Raw genomic sequence first — 14,170 nt, forward strand, 5'->3', positions numbered from 1 at the left:
GCCAGATCACGCTCTGCCGACCGCCCTACGGTAAGATGCATAACGCGCCGCGGTTGGCGCGTTTTTTCACTCACGGAGCCCATGAACACCACTTCCCCCCTCGCCGTCGTCCAGGCGCAGCTCGACGCCTACAATGCCAAGGACCTCGACGCGCTGATGCGCACCTACGCCCCCGACGCCCAGCAGTTCTCTCTGCATGGCGCGCTGCTGGCGCAAGGTCATGACCAGATCCGCCTGCGCTACCAGGAGCGCTTTGCGGAACCCGAGCTGCACGCCCGCCTTTTGAACCGCTCCGTACTCGGCAACTTCGTCACCGACCTCGAGATCGTGACCCGCAACTTCCCGGAAGGCCGGGGCACGGTGGAGATGCTGTGCGTGTACGAGGTGGTGGACGGGCGCATCGTGCGCGCCTCGTTCGCTACCGGCGAAAAACGGCTCGGCTGAGGCGATCAGGCCAGTTCGGCCGCCTGTACCGCGGCCTGCACCGCAGGATCCATCACGCCGGCCGGCGCCGGCGTCTTTTCCTTGTATTCGCACAGGTCCACGATCAGGCAGTTCCAGCACTTCGGCTTGCGCGCCACGCAGGTGTAGCGGCCGTGCAGGATCAGCCAGTGGTGGGCGTCGTGCAGGAAGTCCTTGGGCACGAACTTGAGCAGCTTCTGCTCGACGATGTCGACGTTCTTGCCCGGTGCGATTTTGGTGCGATTCGAGACCCGGAAGATGTGGGTGTCGACCGCCATGGTCGGTTCCCCGAAGGCCGTGTTGAGCACCACGTTGGCGGTCTTGCGGCCCACGCCGGGCAGGGCTTCCAGCGCCTCGCGCGAGCGCGGTACCTCGCCGCCATGCTGCTCCACCAGGATCCGGCAGGTCGCCATGACATTGGCGGCCTTGGTGTTGTACAGGCCGATGGTCGAGATATAGGACTTGAGTTCGTCCAGGCCCAGGTCGAGGATTGCCCGCGGCGTGTTCGCCACCGGATAGAGGCGGCGCGTGGCCTTGTTGACGCCGACGTCGGTCGACTGCGCGGACAGCAGCACCGCGATCAGGAGTTCGAAGGGCGTGGTGAATTCGAGCTCGGTGGTCGGCTTCGGATTGGCCGTGCGAAAGCGCGTGAAAATTTCTAAACGTTTGGCCGGGTTCATCAGTTTTGCTTACGTTTTGTCTGGCGAATTGCCCGCCGCCTTCAGGCGCGCCCGTTCCATCGCCGCGGCGATGATGGCGCGCTTGCGCTCCTTCTCCGCCAGTTCTTCCGGCGTATTGGTCACTTCCGCCGTCACGGCGCGCATCTTTTCCAGCGCCTTGGCGGCCAGGCGCGCGTCGTTTTCTTCCCTCTCGCGGCGCAGGCGCTCGGTGCGGAAGTCATGGCGGCTTCGTGCCGCGTCGGCGGCTTCCTGCGACCATGCGGCCCAGCCGGTTTCGAGCGTGACGGGCACCATCGAGATGCAGTCGACCGGGCAGGGCGCCACGCACAGATCGCAGCCGGTGCACAGGCTCGGCAGGATGGTGTGCATCTGCTTGGCCGCGCCCATGATGGCGTCCACCGGGCAGGCCTGGATGCACAGCGTGCAGCCGATGCAGAGCGATTCGTCGATGAAGGCGACCGGGCGCGGGCGCTCGATGCCGTTGGCCGGATTGAGCGGAATGACCGGACGCCCGGTAACGGCGGACAGGCGGCGCACGCCCTCCATGCCGCCGGGCGGGCACTGGTTGATCTCGGCTTCGCCGCGCGCGATCGCTTCCGCATACGGACGGCATGCGGGATAGCCGCACTTCGTGCATTGCGTCTGCGGCAGTGCGTCTTCGATCAGGTCGGCGAGGGTCTTGGTCACGGTGCGATGAACGGGTAAAAGCGACATTATCCGCCAAAACCGGGGGAGACGCGAAGTTGCCCTGCGTGCTGGAGCGAACAGACTGCCGTGTCCGTGCGTGCTGTACTGGAGCCTCGACGCTGAACGGAGGTCACATGAACAAACTCATCGTACCGGTACTCGTTGCCGTGGTGCTGGCCGGTGGCGCCGCGGCCCAGGCGCACCAGCGCGGCGAACAGGAAGCGCGTGCGCAGCAGGCGAAGCAGGCCGCCAAGGCCGGCCCTTATCGCAGCGTGGAGTCCAGCGGCCAGCTCAAGCGCGGCGAGCAGCTGCCGCCACGTTACCGGACCCATCATTTCGTGGTGGAGAACTGGAAGGCGCATCGCCTGACGGAGCCGCCGCCGGGGCACCAGTGGGTGCAGGCGGGGAGCGATTTTGCGATGGTGGCGATTGCAACCGGGGTGGTGCAGGAGGTGCTGGTGGGGCGGTGAAACGAGACCGCAGCCCCAAACAAGAATGCCGGAGCAAGCTCCGGCATTTTTACGTCAATCAGGCATGCGCCCGGATGAATTCCCCGATCTTCGGGCAGATGATCTCGCGCCAGCGGCGGCCCGAGAAGATGCCGTAGTGGCCGCACTTGGGCGCCACGAACTCCTGGTGCATCTCCTTCGGGATGCCCGTGCACAGGTCGTGCGCGGCGCGGGTCTGGCCCAGGCCGGAGATGTCGTCCAGCTCGCCCTCGACAGTGAACAGCGCCACCGTCTTGATGTCCTGCGGACGCACCAGCTGGCCGCCGACTTCCCAGGTTCCCTTCGGCAGGCGGTGTTCCTGGAACACGGTCTTGATGGTCTCCAGGTAGTACTCGGCCGGCATGTCGAGGACGGCGTTGTACTCGTCGTAGAACTGGCGGTGCGCTTCGGCCGAATCGTCGTCGCCGCGCACCAGGTGCTGGTAGAACTCGCGGTGGCTCTGGGCGTGGCGGCCCGGGTTCATCGCGATGAAGCCGGCATGCTGCAGGAAGCCCGGATAGACCTTGCGGCCGAAGCCCGGGTAGTTGCCCGGCACCGAGTAGATCACGGTGTTCTCGAACCACGAGAACGGTTTCTCGACCGCCAGGTCATTCACCGCGGTGGGCGACTTGCGCGGGTCGATCGGGCCGCCCATCATCGTCATGGTCTTCGGCAGCTTGGGATCGTTGTTGGTCGCCATCAGCGAGATCGCCGCCAGCACCGGCACGGTCGGCTGGCACACCGAGATCACGTGCACGTCCGGGCCGAGGTGGCGGATGAAGTCCTGGACGTAGTAGATGTAGTCGTCAAGGTGGAACGGACCCTTCGACAGCGGCACCATGCGCGCGTCGATCCAGTCGGTGATGTAGACGTCATGCTCGACCAGCAGGGCGCGCACGGTGTCGCGCAGCAGGGTGGCATGGTGACCCGACAGGGGCGCGACGACCAGCACCTTCGGCTGCCCGAGCGCGGCAAAATCCTTGTCGCTCAGGTCTTTCTTGAAATGGATGAGCTTGCAGAACGGCTTTTCGACGGCCGTGCGCTCGATGATGCCGACGTCGGCATCATTGATACGCACGGTCTTGATGCCGAACGCCGGCTTTTCGTAATCCTTCCCCAGGCGGTACATCAGCTCGTAGCCGGCAGCGATACGCTGCGCGAACGGGGTGTGCGCGAACGGCGAAACGGGGTTGGAGAACAGTTTCGACGACGCATCTGCCCACTGCATCAGCGGGGTCAGGAAGGAGCGTTGCATCTCGTGCAGTTGGTAAAGCATAAATAATTCCTTCGGGTGGACTAGGCGTCGCAATCGATTGCGCATGCTCTCAGTCAATTATAGGGGATAGTGATTTACTTGTGGAAACAGTCGTTTTCACTTCCCTTTATTCACAGACCAGTTGTAGCATATTTGTGCAATACCGCTCGGTGAAGCGGACCACATAAGCAGGTAGGCGCTGTCCGACACGGCTTTTCCGTTGCATCGGACTTACTGAACGCAGACGCGAGCGCCAATGAAAAATGCCGCCGAGCTTGCGCCGGGCGGCATTTTTTACCAGAAGGTAAAAATCAGTCGAAGACCGGGGTCTCGACGCCGAGAATCTTGTGCAGTTTCGGCGAGGTCGTCGTGTACTGCATGTGGATCTTCTTGTCCGGGAAGATGTACGGCGCGGCGCCGAAGGCAGCCAGCGCGGCTTCGTGGAAGCCCGACAGGATCAGCTTCTTCTTGCCCGGGTAGGTGTTGATGTCGCCCACGGCGAAGATGCCCGGCACGTTGGTCTCGAACTTCTCGGTGTCCACGACCTTGAGCTGCTTGCGCTCGATGTCCAGGCCCCATTCGGCAATCGGGCCCAGCTTCGGCGACAGGCCGAAGAACACCAGCAGCATGTCCAGCGGTACGCGGCGGGTGACGCCGTCGGCGCCGGTGACCTTCACTTCGGTCAGCTTGCCGTCCGCTTCATCGAAGCCGGTGACCTGGCCGATGATCAGCTGCATCTCGTACTCGTCGCACAGGGCCTTCATCTTGGCCACCGAAGCCGGGGCCGCGCGGAAATCTTCGCGGCGGTGCAGCAGCACGACCGACTCGGCCTTGCTGACGAAGTTCAGGGCCCAGTCCAGGGCGGAGTCGCCGCCGCCGCAGATGACCAGATTCTTGCCTTCGAACAGCGCCGGATCCTTGACGCGGTAGAACAGCTGGCTGTTCTCGAATTTCTCGATGCCGTCGACCTTCATGGTGCGCGCCTGGAACGAGCCGACGCCGGCAGCGATGAAGATGGTCTTGGTGATGAAGCGGGTCCCAAGCGAGGTCTCGACGTTGAAGCGGTTGTCTTCGCGGCGCTGGACGGTGGTCACTTCCTGGCCCAGGTGGAAGGTCGGCTCGAAGGGCTCGATCTGCTTGAGCAGGTTGTCGGTCAGTTCCTGGCCGGTGCACACCGGCACGGCCGGGATGTCGTAGATCGGCTTGTCCGGATACAGTTCCACGCACTGGCCGCCGACAGCCGGCAGCGAATCGATGACGTGGGCCTTGATTTCGAGGAGGCCGAGTTCGAAGACCTGGAACAGGCCGACCGGACCGGCGCCGATGATCACGGCATCGGCGTCGATCGCGCCGGCGAACGAGCTGTTGGGAGCGATGCTGCCCGCTTCGTGGGAGGCACTGATAGTCATGCGCTTAAACTTTCTGTGAATTATGGCTGTAGATGCGTGGCTGTAGACGCGTGGGTGTGGATGAGACGATGGCCGCTAGTGTGCCATGATTGACGAACCTGCGCAGAAGGCGACCCCGGGCGGGGCCGCCCTTGTCGCGGTCAGCGGGCGAGCTGGTCCAGCTTGTCTTTGACGTCTTTCCACTCTTCGGCGTCGGGGAGCGCCGGCTTGGTCTTGGTGATCGATGGCCAGAAGCGCGCGAGATCCGCGTTCAGCTTGATGAACTGCTGCTGGTCGGACGGCACGTCTTCTTCCGCATAGATCGCGTTCACCGGGCACTCGGCCACGCAGACGGCGCAGTCGATGCATTCGTCAGGGTCGATGGCGAGGAAATTCGGGCCTTCCCGGAAACAATCTACCGGGCATACATCGACGCAGTCGGTGTAGCGACAACGGATGCACGATTCGGTGACAACGTGGGTCATAACAGTCCTATTAGTTGTTGAAGTGTCGCGGCACCGGGCGCTGCGTGGGCCGGCGGGACTTGCAAAGCACTGTATTTTAGGGCAATTCGGGTTTTCCTACAAATCAGGCTTATACACAATATATATAAGCAAATGTGGACCGCGATGGCGTGCCGCGGCGGCCATCCACGGTCCGGACTTGCTCTTTGCCGCACACGTAACGCTCATGCGCTGGTCCTGAGCCGGTCGAGCAGGGCCTGCCAGTCGCCGCCGCTGCCGTCCTCGCGCAGGAATACGGTATGGCAGCGCGGGCCGTCCTCGACCGTGATCTCCCAGCGCGGCAGGTCGGCCCCGAGCGGGCAGCTGGGCGATGCCGAGAAGAAGTCGAGCCGTTGCAGGAGATCCTCGAAATCGCCGCCGCCGGGGTGGGCGGCGGTGTCGAGGTCGTAGGCTTCGGCCAGCCCGGCGAAACCGCCGCAGGCGCGGGCGCTGATTTTCATGTGGATTTCATGTGGACACCGGCACGACGCGCGCGTCAGGCACGACGCATTCGCCGATCCGGCCGTTGGATGCGCACCAGCGCGCCAGCGCCTGGGCTTCGCTGTCGAGTACCCGGTCCACCCGGTAGTATTCGGGCAGGTTCATGGTGCCGCAGCAGGAACGGCGGTCCTGGCGCGCGCCCGGCTTGTCGCAGACCTTCGGCACCAGCGGTCCGCACGCCAGTTGGCCCATGGCGGCCGGTCCGGAGAGCTCCTGCGGCTGCTCGACCACGTCACGGCGCGCGAACTGGTTGCGGATGAAGCCCGCGTAGGCGGCCGGCTTGCCGTCTTCCTGCACGATGCGCAGCATCCCGTTGACCACGTCGACGTAGGTCGCGGCGCGGTCGGGCGCGGCGATCAGGGCGCGCAGCAGCAACCCGCGCAGGTAGGCCGCCACCCGGTGCAGCACCGCTGCGCAGTCGTCGTAAACGGGGTTGCGCTCGTAGGCGAACATGTCGGCCAGCACGTCGTACATGGCGCCGGTGAACACCTGCGAGATCGCGTGCACCTGGGTGCCGGCCTGCGCCAGCGTCAGGTCGTTGTCGGCATTGCGCAGGCCGGTGGTGCCGCCCAGCGCCGTGCCGAACTGCTCGGCGATGTCGGAGAGATAAGTCTTGTCGTGCAGGTGGGCCTTGGTCTGGGCCACCACCGCTTCGCACTGGTCGAGTTGGGACAGGGCCAGGAAGATCGCGGTGAGGTCGCCGAAGGCTTCGTGCAGGCCGCCGGTCTGGGGCGGGGCGTCGGCCAGCAGCCATTGCGGCTTGATGCCGTCGAGCACCGCGTGCGCCGTCTCGTGGGCCACGATGTCGAAGGAGCGACAGGTGTACACGCGCGCAGCCTCGCCTCCTTCAACCCCGTTGGGAATGAAATCGCCGAACTTCAGGCAGCCCTGGGTGCGGCTGTAGAAGGCGTTCATCACGTTCGGCAGGCCATAGGGGTAGACCGCCAGCGGACGCGTGTCCAGGCTGGTGTTCCACTGCCAGGGCAGGGGCATGTCGAGGCCGGCGGCGAGCAGGGAGCGCTGGTACATGGTCAGCGTCTGGCGCACCACGGCAAAAGTGTGCACCGCGTCGAACTGCGGGGTGTCGGGCTGGGTGACGAAGTCGCCGAGGGCATTCGGCTCGACCGGGTCGATGCCGGGCGCGCCCGGGGCGATGCGGGCGTCGCGCGGGCCGGCCAGCACCGGGCCGGGCAGGTAAGCGCGGCGGGTGCCGATCTCGCCCACCGACGGGTCCTGCTTCCACATCAGGACGCGGGCGCCGAAGGCATGGGGCAGCGCCGGCGCTTCGAGTGGTTCTTCCTCGGGCCCGGATTCCATCGTCGGGTCGCCGGATGGCTCGGCGGGCTGCTCGAGCAGCTTGGCGAGACGGTGCTGCTGCTGGTAGGGGGCGCTGGGCGTAGGGATGAAGCGGACCGGCGGCTGGTCACGAGACGTGTCCAGTTCGTCCGGCAAGAGGGCACCTGATTCCATGACGGCTCCTTGCGAATTGTCGGGCGGCATTCCAATGGTCGCGCGCCGGGCGGCGCAGGCATTGAGAGGAATCAATTGATTTGGATCGAGACCCGAAACGCTCACAAGACTGGCCGACTCTGCCGTCTGCTGGCATCATGGCGGACTTTTCTTGCAACCGTGCATAACTACACAGAAGAAGGATTGCCCAGCATGTCGGAAATTAGCATCGTCCAGGAACACAACCTGAGCCCCCAACAGGCGCGCGAGGCCGCCCAGCAGGTGGCGCAGCGGATCGCGGCCGAGTATGGCCTGGCGTGCCAGTGGGACGGCGACGTGCTGCGCTTCGAGCGCAGCGGCGTGGAGGGCGCGCTCAGCCTGGAAGGCCAGCGCGCGGCCATGCGGATCCGCCTGGGATTCTTCATGGGCGCATTCGCCCCGGCCATCGAGGCCAAGGTGACGGAAAAGATGCGCAAGGTGTTCGTGACCGCCTGATTTCAGGCAGGGCCCGGGCACTGCCCGGGCGCCGCCACGGGGTGGCCGGGAGGGCCGGATCAGCCCTTGAGTTCTTCGATCAGGTCGATGTACTGCTGCATCGCGTCTTCCTGCGAGGTGCCCTTGAGGGCGGCCCAGGCGTCGTACTTGGCGCGGTTGACGAAATCGGTCATGCCCGGGCGCTCGCCGGTGACGTCGCCGCTCGATCCCTGCTTGTACAGCGCGTAGATCTTCAGCAAGGTCATGTTGTCCGGGCGTTCCGGCAGATTCTTGGATTCGGCCTGGGCCTGGGCGAACTGTTCCTGCAAGCTCATGAATACTCCTGTGTTGGTTGCGTTGGCAATGTGGAAATGCAGGAGAGGATCTTAGCGCAGGAGGGGCGTGTCCACTGCCAAACCGAGCGAACTTTAGAGGGGATGCTCAAGGGGGGGAGGGTGGTCGGCTTCGCCGACCGCGCGTTCAAGCGGCACGCGTATGGACGATGTGCTTGATCGCACCGTGTAGTTGAATGCGCGCACGGCAAAGCGTGATCTGGTCCACCGGACCAGATCACGTCTACGCGTTGCTTAGACCGCCAGCAGTTCGACGTCGAAGATCAGCGTCGCGTTCGGCGGAATCACGCCGCCGGCGCCGCGTGCGCCGTAGCCCAGGCTGGCCGGGATGGTCAGGCGGCGCTGGCCGCCGACCTTCATGCCCTGCACGCCTTCATCCCAGCCGCGGATCACGTGGCCGGCGCCCAGCGCGAACTGGAACGGGTCGTTGCGGTCCTTGCTCGAATCGAACTTGGCGCCCTGGCTGCCGTCGTCGTTGCGCAGCCAGCCGGTGTAGTGGACGGTGACGTGCTGGCCGGCTTTGGCCTCGGCGCCGCTGCCGGCGACGGTGTCTTCGTATTGCAGGCCGGAATCAGTGGTAATGGTGGACATGGTTTTCCCTGTTGTTCAAGTTGAACGGCGATTGTAGTGCATCGGTCCTGGTCGCGCCAATGCGCCTGCCTGCCGGCCAGGCGGCCTTGTGCGCGCATCTGGGTACAATGGCAATATCGGAATCGGGAACAAGGAGCTGCAATGCAGAGAACCAGAGCTGCCACGCAGGGCGTCGGCACCGCCTATCGGCGCGCGCTGCGCGCCCAGTTCTCGCGCCGCATGCTGCTGCTGTCCGGCGCGCCGCTGGTGCTGTCGCTGCTGCTGTGGGGCGCTGTGCTGTGGACCGGCCTGCAGCCCTTGCTCGACTGGCTGCAGGGCGTGTTCGCGGACTATGGCTGGCACCAAGCGAGCGGCAACATGCTGGCCATGCTCGGCCTGGGCGTGCTCAAGGTGATGGTGGTGCCGTTGCTGGCGATTGCGCTGCTGCTGCCCCTGATGATCGGTTCGGCGCTGCTGTTCATGGGCGTGATCGCCATGCCGCAGATCGAGCGCCACGTGGGCAACAGCCAGTATCCCAAGCTGCAGCGCAAGGAGGGTGGCAGTTTTTTCGGCAGCGTTGCCGTCAACGTCGGCAGCACGGCGGTGTTTGCGGTGCTGTGGCTGTTCACGCTGCCGCTGTATGCGCTGCCGCCGCTGGCCTGGCTGGTGCAGGCCTGCCTGTGGGCCTGGGTGACCTCGCGCGTGATGAGCTACGACGCGCTGGCCGCGCACGCCAGTCCCGAAGAGCGGCACGAGCTGATGCGGCGCCACCGCGGCGCGCTGTGGGGCATCGGCTTCGCCTCCGGCCTGGCCGGCGCCTTGCCCGGCATCGCCTGGATGGGCGGTGCGCTGCTCTCGATCGTGCTGTTTCCCTTCCTGGCCATGCTGTCGCTGTGGCTGTATGTCATGATCTTCCTGTTCGCCGGGCTGTGGTTCCAGTATTTCTGCCTCGGAGCGCTTGAAGAACTGCGCGCGGGCGCACACCTGAACGAAGGAGAACGCCATGGCATTCGGCCTGATCGTCATCGGTGACGAGATCCTGTCCGGCAGGCGCCAGGACAAGCATTTTTCGACAGTGGTGGAGCTGTTCGGCGCGCGCGGCCTGCAGCTGGCCTGGGCCGAATTCGTGGGCGACGACCCAGTCCGCCTGACGGCGCTGCTCCGGCGCAGCTTTGCCGGGGAAGACATCGTGTTCTCCTGCGGCGGCATCGGCGCCACCCCGGACGACCACACGCGCCAGTGCGCGGCCGCCGCGCTCGGGCTGCCCCTGGTGCTGCATCCCGAAGGGCGCCTGAACATCGAGGAGCGCATCCGCGAGACCGCGCGCGAGGCGGGGATGGAGGCCGACCTCGGGGCGCCCGAGAACCTGCAGCGCCTGAAGATGGCCGAATTCCCGCAGGGCGCAAGCCTGATCCCGAATCCCTACAACCGCATCGCCGGTTTTTCGATAAAGGACCCGGGCGTGGCCGACCACCACTTCGTGCCCGGCTTCCCGGTCATGGCCTGGCCCATGATCGAATGGGTGCTCGACACCCACTACGCTCATTTATTCCACGCCTCTGTCCACCTGGAACGCGCGCTGATCGTTTACGAGCAGGCGGAGGCATCGCTCACCCCGCTGATGGAGGCGATCGAGCGCGAATATCCAGGGGTAAGGGTGTTCAGCCTGCCGAGCGTGGGCGACGCCCGGACCCGGCGCCACATCGAACTGGGAGTGAAGGGCGCGCCTGCGCAAGTGGAGCCTGCATTCCTTGCCATGCAGGCCGAACTGCAGCGCCGCGGGGCCGAATTCCGGCCTTTGTAGGACTGCATGCCATCCTGCTAACCCAGCCGTTGTTTTTTTGCGAAAATTCTTCGCGCGCATCAAATTTGTTAAACGGTGTCTCGCGCGTGTCGTATTGATGTGGTGGAATGATACCTGTGGAGGTGCAATCCTGAGTGAGTTTGCACCGCGCATTTTTGCAGACTGACGAGGACCCAATCACTCGAACACACCAGGGCAAGGATGGCGGGCAGGTTGCAGGGATTGAGCACGATTTGATTCAGACCAGTTGAGCCATCATGGATAGTATTCGCCGCATCGAGCGGCCCAGTAATGTCAGCAATGTCATGCGCGCGCTAGGCGAGTGGTTCCGGCGAACCGCCCAGGCCATGAGCGGCAGCGCCCCCGCGCTCGCATCCGCGGGCGGCAGCGATGTTCCCCTGTACGAAGCCTATCCGCACCTGGCGGCCGGCGGTGGTGCGCCCAGCGGCGCGCCTGTGCCGCCGGAGCGCCCCGAAGGAGCGCCCGAAGGAGCGCCCGAGCCGGCGCCGCGCAAGCGCCGCTTCAAGCCCTGGTTCTACCTTGCCCTCCTGATCCTGCTGGTGCTGCTGGGCGGCTGGGGCGCGCTCGAGATGCGCACCTCGCGCCTGCAGGCGAAGATCTTCGCCGAGATGGCCGCCGATCTCACCTTCCGCATGGAGAAGGGGCCGAGCAACGCGATCCGCTTCCCCGATGCAAGCCCCTATGACACCCGCCTGGGCTACGCCAGCATGCCGGCCTACCTGCAGAAGCTGCAGTCGCGCGGCTACTACATCGACGCCCAGGCCCGCATGTCGCCCAAGATGGTGGAGTTCGCCGACCGCGGCCTGTACGCCACCTACCACGAAAAGACCAAGGTCGGCCTCGAGATCCTCGACTGCCGCGCGCAGCCGCTGTTCGCCTCGCGCTTCCCCGAGCGCTTCTACCACAAGTTCGAGGAAGCGCCGCCGCTGCTGGTGCAAAGCCTGCTGTTCATCGAGAACCGCGAACTGCTCGACCCGGCCTACCCGCATCGCAATCCGGCGGTCGAATGGGACCGCTTCTCGAAAGCGGTGTTCGACAAGACCCTGAGCAGTATCGGCCTGGGCGGCGGCGGGCGCGTGGCCGGCGGCTCGACGCTCGCGACCCAGATCGAGAAGTACCGCCATTCGCCGGAAGGACGCACCGGTTCGCTGCAGGACAAGATGATCCAGATGGCCTCGGCCACGCTGCGCGCCTACCAGGACGGCGAAGACACCACGAAGGCACGGCGCCAGATCGTGCTCGACTACCTGAATACCGTGCCGCTGTCGGCCAAGCCGGGCTACGGCGAAGTCAACGGCATCGGCGACGGCATGTGGGTCTGGTACGGCCGCGACTTCGACAAGACCAGCAAGATGCTGCGCGGCCCGATGGACAGTACCGAGGCGGTGACGGCCTACAAGGAAGCGCTGTCCCTGATGATCGCGCAGCGCCGCCCGGCCTACTACCTGGGCGCCGGCGAGCATGACCTCGAAACCCTCACCAACAGCCACCTGCGCGTGCTGGCGCAGGCCGGCGTGATCTCGCCGCAGCTGCGCGACGCCGCCCTGAAGGTGGAGCTGCATCCGGCCCAGGGCTCGGGCGTGGCCGCGCCGGGCGCCGACGCCTTCGTGTCGCGCAAGGCCGCCAACGCGGTGCGCAACCACCTCGGCTACCTGGTGGGCGACAACCGCCTGTACAACCTCGACCGCCTCGACCTGTCGGTGGTGTCGACGCTCGACTCCCAGGTCCAGCAGGCCGTCACCGACGTGCTGCGCAAGCTGTCCGATGCCGAGGTCGCGAAAGCCGCCGGCCTGACCGGCAAGGGCCTGCTCGGCAACGGCGACCCGTCCCAGGTGGTGTACAGCTTCACCCTGATGGAGCGCGGCGAGCACGTGAACTACCTGCGCGTCCAGACCGACAACTACGACCAGCCGCTCGACATCAACGAAGGCGCCAAGCTCGACCTCGGTTCCACCGCCAAGCTGCGCACCCTGGTGACCTACCTCGACATCGTCGACCAGCTGCACAAGCGCTTCGAGCCGATGGACGAGATCGGCCTGATGGGCGTGACGGTCGATGCGAAGGACCGCATGTCGCAATGGGCGCTGGAATACTTCCGTACGCTGCCCAAGGGTGCCGACCGCGGCCTCAAGCCGATGCTGGCGGCGGCGATGGAGCGCAAGTACTCGGCCAACCCGGGCGAAGCCTTCTTCACCGGCGGCGGCCTGCACACCTTCGGCAACTTCAGCAAGCTGGACAACAGCAAGATCATGACGGTCACCGAGGCCCTGCGCCAGTCGACCAACCTGGTCTTCGTGCGCATGATGCGCGACGTGGTGCGCTACTACATGTTCCAGCTGCCGGGCTCCTCGGCCCAGCTGCTGGCCGATGCCGACGACCCGCGCCGCCAGATGTACCTGGCCCGCTTCGCCGACAACGAAGGCAAGGTCTTCATGGCCAAGTTCTGGAACAAGTACAAGGGCAAGACCCCGGCCGAGATCGAGGCGCTGCTGTTCTCGGGCGTGCGTCCGCTGGCCTCCAAGCTGGCCGCCGCGCACCGCACCGTGTTCCCGGATGCCACCCTGGCGCAGTTCGGCGAATTCATCACCAAGTCGCTGCCGGCGGCGAGCGACATGGACCCCGACCGCATCCCGAAGATGTACGAGATGTACGACCCGCGCAATATGTCGCTGGCCGACCGCGGCTACGTGGCCTCGGTCCACCCGCTGGAACTCTGGCTGGCGGGCTACCTGCGCACCCATCCGAAGGCCGGCTGGACCGAAGTGACGAATGCCAGCGTCAAGGAGCGCCAGGAAGTGTATTCGTGGCTGTTCAAGACCCACCGCAAGCACGCGCAGGACAACCGCATCGCCGGCCTGCTCGAGGTGGAAGCCTTCCTGAAGATCCACGCCCAGTGGAAGAAGATGGGTTATCCCTTCGATTCGCTGGTGCCGTCCTATGCGACCACGCTGGGCGCCTCGGCCGACCGTCCGGCCGCGCTGGCCGAGCTGATGGGCATCATCGTCAACGGCGGCGTGCGCAAGCCGGTCGAGCGCATCGACTCGCTGCACTTCGCCAAGGCGACGCCTTACGAGACCCTGGTCAAGCGCAGCAAGGGCGGCGGCAAGGAGCAGGTGCTGGCGCCGGAAGTGGCACGCGCGGTCGCGGACGCAATCCAGGGCGTGGTCACCGACGGCACCGCCAAGCGCGTCAAGACCGCCTTCATGCAGTCCGACGGCAGCGTGATCGCGGTGGGCGGCAAGACCGGCACCGGCGACCAGCGCTTCGAAGTGTATGCGCGCGGCGGGCGTGTGATCGAGTCGCGCTACGTGAACCGCTCGGCCACCTTCGTCTTCAATATCGGCGAGCGCTACTTCGGCAGCATGACCGCCTACGTGCACGGCCCGCAGTCCGGTAACTACGACTTCACCAGCGCGCTGCCGGTGCAACTGCTGGCCAACCTGGCGCCGAGCCTGATGCCGATGATCGAGCCGCCTCCGGGCAGCATTGCCGCCCAGCGTCAGTGCGTCCGTTGAAAGGGGAGGCTGGCGCACCC

The 14,170-nt window shown here is 65.5% G+C and carries 15 protein-coding genes; 6 read left to right on the top strand and 9 right to left on the bottom strand.

Annotated elements, in window-relative coordinates; all coding sequences use genetic code 11:
* Positions 1–81: 81 nt before the first annotated feature.
* On the top strand, positions 82–444 hold the full coding sequence (locus MA09_RS11730; RefSeq protein ID WP_036248460.1) for a nuclear transport factor 2 family protein: 363 nt from the start codon (positions 82–84) through the stop codon (positions 442–444).
* 5 nt (positions 445–449) lie between these two features.
* On the opposite strand, the gene nth is transcribed toward MA09_RS11730, so the two are convergent.
* Together nth and rsxB are read right to left on the bottom strand one after the other, a co-directional pair.
* A complete protein-coding gene (nth, locus tag MA09_RS11735) occupies positions 450–1,142 on the bottom strand; it encodes an endonuclease III (protein ID WP_036248463.1) in 693 nt (230 codons plus the stop codon).
* A gap of 9 nt (positions 1,143–1,151) precedes the next feature.
* The gene (gene rsxB, locus MA09_RS11740; RefSeq protein WP_036248465.1) at positions 1,152–1,856 is read right to left on the bottom strand and encodes an electron transport complex subunit RsxB; all 705 of its coding nucleotides are present in this window, start codon (positions 1,854–1,856) and stop codon (positions 1,152–1,154) included.
* Positions 1,857–1,963: 107 nt separating this feature from the next.
* Between rsxB and MA09_RS11745 the strand changes: the two genes are divergently transcribed.
* A complete protein-coding gene (locus MA09_RS11745) occupies positions 1,964–2,299 on the top strand; it encodes an RcnB family protein (RefSeq protein WP_036248467.1) in 336 nt (111 codons plus the stop codon).
* Positions 2,300–2,357: 58 nt separating this feature from the next.
* On the opposite strand, the gene MA09_RS11750 is transcribed toward MA09_RS11745, so the two are convergent.
* From MA09_RS11750 to MA09_RS11770, 5 genes are all read right to left on the bottom strand, one after another.
* Complete coding sequence (locus MA09_RS11750; protein WP_036248468.1) at positions 2,358–3,593, bottom strand: polyhydroxyalkanoate depolymerase; 1,236 nt, start codon at positions 3,591–3,593, stop codon at positions 2,358–2,360.
* Between the two features lie 290 nt (positions 3,594–3,883).
* The gene (locus tag MA09_RS11755) at positions 3,884–4,981 is read right to left on the bottom strand and encodes an NAD(P)/FAD-dependent oxidoreductase (protein WP_036248472.1); all 1,098 of its coding nucleotides are present in this window, start codon (positions 4,979–4,981) and stop codon (positions 3,884–3,886) included.
* A 140-nt stretch (positions 4,982–5,121) separates the two neighbouring features.
* The gene (gene fdxA, locus MA09_RS11760; protein WP_027865906.1) at positions 5,122–5,445 is read right to left on the bottom strand and encodes a ferredoxin FdxA; all 324 of its coding nucleotides are present in this window, start codon (positions 5,443–5,445) and stop codon (positions 5,122–5,124) included.
* A 203-nt stretch (positions 5,446–5,648) separates the two neighbouring features.
* Positions 5,649–5,924, bottom strand: a complete 276-nt coding sequence (locus tag MA09_RS11765) for a protealysin inhibitor emfourin (RefSeq protein WP_036248475.1) — start codon at positions 5,922–5,924, stop codon at positions 5,649–5,651.
* A gap of 7 nt (positions 5,925–5,931) precedes the next feature.
* Complete coding sequence (locus tag MA09_RS11770) at positions 5,932–7,434, bottom strand: hypothetical protein (protein WP_051933386.1); 1,503 nt, start codon at positions 7,432–7,434, stop codon at positions 5,932–5,934.
* 192 nt (positions 7,435–7,626) lie between these two features.
* Between MA09_RS11770 and MA09_RS11775 the strand changes: the two genes are divergently transcribed.
* Positions 7,627–7,908, top strand: coding sequence for a polyhydroxyalkanoic acid system family protein (locus MA09_RS11775; protein WP_036248478.1), 282 nt, complete (start codon positions 7,627–7,629; stop codon positions 7,906–7,908).
* Between the two features lie 59 nt (positions 7,909–7,967).
* Here MA09_RS11775 and MA09_RS11780 read toward each other — a convergent pair whose 3' ends face one another.
* Together MA09_RS11780 and MA09_RS11785 are read right to left on the bottom strand one after the other, a co-directional pair.
* On the bottom strand, positions 7,968–8,222 hold the full coding sequence (locus MA09_RS11780) for an acyl-CoA-binding protein (RefSeq protein WP_036248481.1): 255 nt from the start codon (positions 8,220–8,222) through the stop codon (positions 7,968–7,970).
* Between the two features lie 252 nt (positions 8,223–8,474).
* Positions 8,475–8,831 carry an FKBP-type peptidyl-prolyl cis-trans isomerase gene (locus MA09_RS11785; RefSeq protein ID WP_036248483.1) on the bottom strand — a complete coding sequence of 119 codons (357 nt, stop codon included), beginning with the start codon at positions 8,829–8,831 and terminating at the stop codon, positions 8,475–8,477.
* 141 nt (positions 8,832–8,972) lie between these two features.
* Here MA09_RS11785 and MA09_RS11790 point away from each other — a divergent pair, with 141 nt between their 5' ends.
* From MA09_RS11790 to MA09_RS11800, 3 genes are all read left to right on the top strand, one after another.
* Positions 8,973–9,842 carry an EI24 domain-containing protein gene (locus tag MA09_RS11790; protein WP_051933387.1) on the top strand — a complete coding sequence of 290 codons (870 nt, stop codon included), beginning with the start codon at positions 8,973–8,975 and terminating at the stop codon, positions 9,840–9,842.
* Positions 9,814–10,614 (top strand): molybdopterin-binding protein, encoded by an 801-nt coding sequence (locus MA09_RS11795; RefSeq protein ID WP_036248485.1) that lies wholly within the window; start codon positions 9,814–9,816, stop codon positions 10,612–10,614. The genes MA09_RS11790 and MA09_RS11795 overlap by 29 nt, the downstream gene beginning before the upstream one ends.
* A gap of 257 nt (positions 10,615–10,871) precedes the next feature.
* The gene (locus MA09_RS11800) at positions 10,872–14,150 is read left to right on the top strand and encodes a transglycosylase domain-containing protein (protein ID WP_081897559.1); all 3,279 of its coding nucleotides are present in this window, start codon (positions 10,872–10,874) and stop codon (positions 14,148–14,150) included.
* Positions 14,151–14,170: the final 20 nt, after the last annotated feature.

The sequence above is a fragment of the Massilia sp. BSC265 genome, assembly GCF_000740675.1.
In the GTDB taxonomy this organism is placed as follows: Bacteria; Pseudomonadota; Gammaproteobacteria; order Burkholderiales; family Burkholderiaceae_D; genus Telluria.

What these genes read in the sequence shown, in the direction of transcription:
- MA09_RS11800 (WP_081897559.1), top strand. Translation starts at nt 10,872, where the DNA reads ATGGATAGTATTCGCCGCATCGAGCGGCCCAGTAATGTCAGCAATGTC.
- nth (WP_036248463.1), bottom strand. Translation starts at nt 1,142, where the DNA reads ATGAACCCGGCCAAACGTTTAGAAATTTTCACGCGCTTTCGCACGGCC.
- MA09_RS11785 (WP_036248483.1), bottom strand. Translation starts at nt 8,831, where the DNA reads ATGTCCACCATTACCACTGATTCCGGCCTGCAATACGAAGACACCGTC.
- MA09_RS11745 (WP_036248467.1), top strand. Translation starts at nt 1,964, where the DNA reads ATGAACAAACTCATCGTACCGGTACTCGTTGCCGTGGTGCTGGCCGGT.
- MA09_RS11755 (WP_036248472.1), bottom strand. Translation starts at nt 4,981, where the DNA reads ATGACTATCAGTGCCTCCCACGAAGCGGGCAGCATCGCTCCCAACAGC.
- MA09_RS11795 (WP_036248485.1), top strand. Translation starts at nt 9,814, where the DNA reads ATGGCATTCGGCCTGATCGTCATCGGTGACGAGATCCTGTCCGGCAGG.
- MA09_RS11765 (WP_036248475.1), bottom strand. Translation starts at nt 5,924, where the DNA reads ATGAAAATCAGCGCCCGCGCCTGCGGCGGTTTCGCCGGGCTGGCCGAA.
- MA09_RS11730 (WP_036248460.1), top strand. Translation starts at nt 82, where the DNA reads ATGAACACCACTTCCCCCCTCGCCGTCGTCCAGGCGCAGCTCGACGCC.
- MA09_RS11750 (WP_036248468.1), bottom strand. Translation starts at nt 3,593, where the DNA reads ATGCTTTACCAACTGCACGAGATGCAACGCTCCTTCCTGACCCCGCTG.
- MA09_RS11790 (WP_051933387.1), top strand. Translation starts at nt 8,973, where the DNA reads ATGCAGAGAACCAGAGCTGCCACGCAGGGCGTCGGCACCGCCTATCGG.
- MA09_RS11780 (WP_036248481.1), bottom strand. Translation starts at nt 8,222, where the DNA reads ATGAGCTTGCAGGAACAGTTCGCCCAGGCCCAGGCCGAATCCAAGAAT.
- rsxB (WP_036248465.1), bottom strand. Translation starts at nt 1,856, where the DNA reads ATGTCGCTTTTACCCGTTCATCGCACCGTGACCAAGACCCTCGCCGAC.
- MA09_RS11770 (WP_051933386.1), bottom strand. Translation starts at nt 7,434, where the DNA reads ATGGAATCAGGTGCCCTCTTGCCGGACGAACTGGACACGTCTCGTGAC.
- fdxA (WP_027865906.1), bottom strand. Translation starts at nt 5,445, where the DNA reads ATGACCCACGTTGTCACCGAATCGTGCATCCGTTGTCGCTACACCGAC.
- MA09_RS11775 (WP_036248478.1), top strand. Translation starts at nt 7,627, where the DNA reads ATGTCGGAAATTAGCATCGTCCAGGAACACAACCTGAGCCCCCAACAG.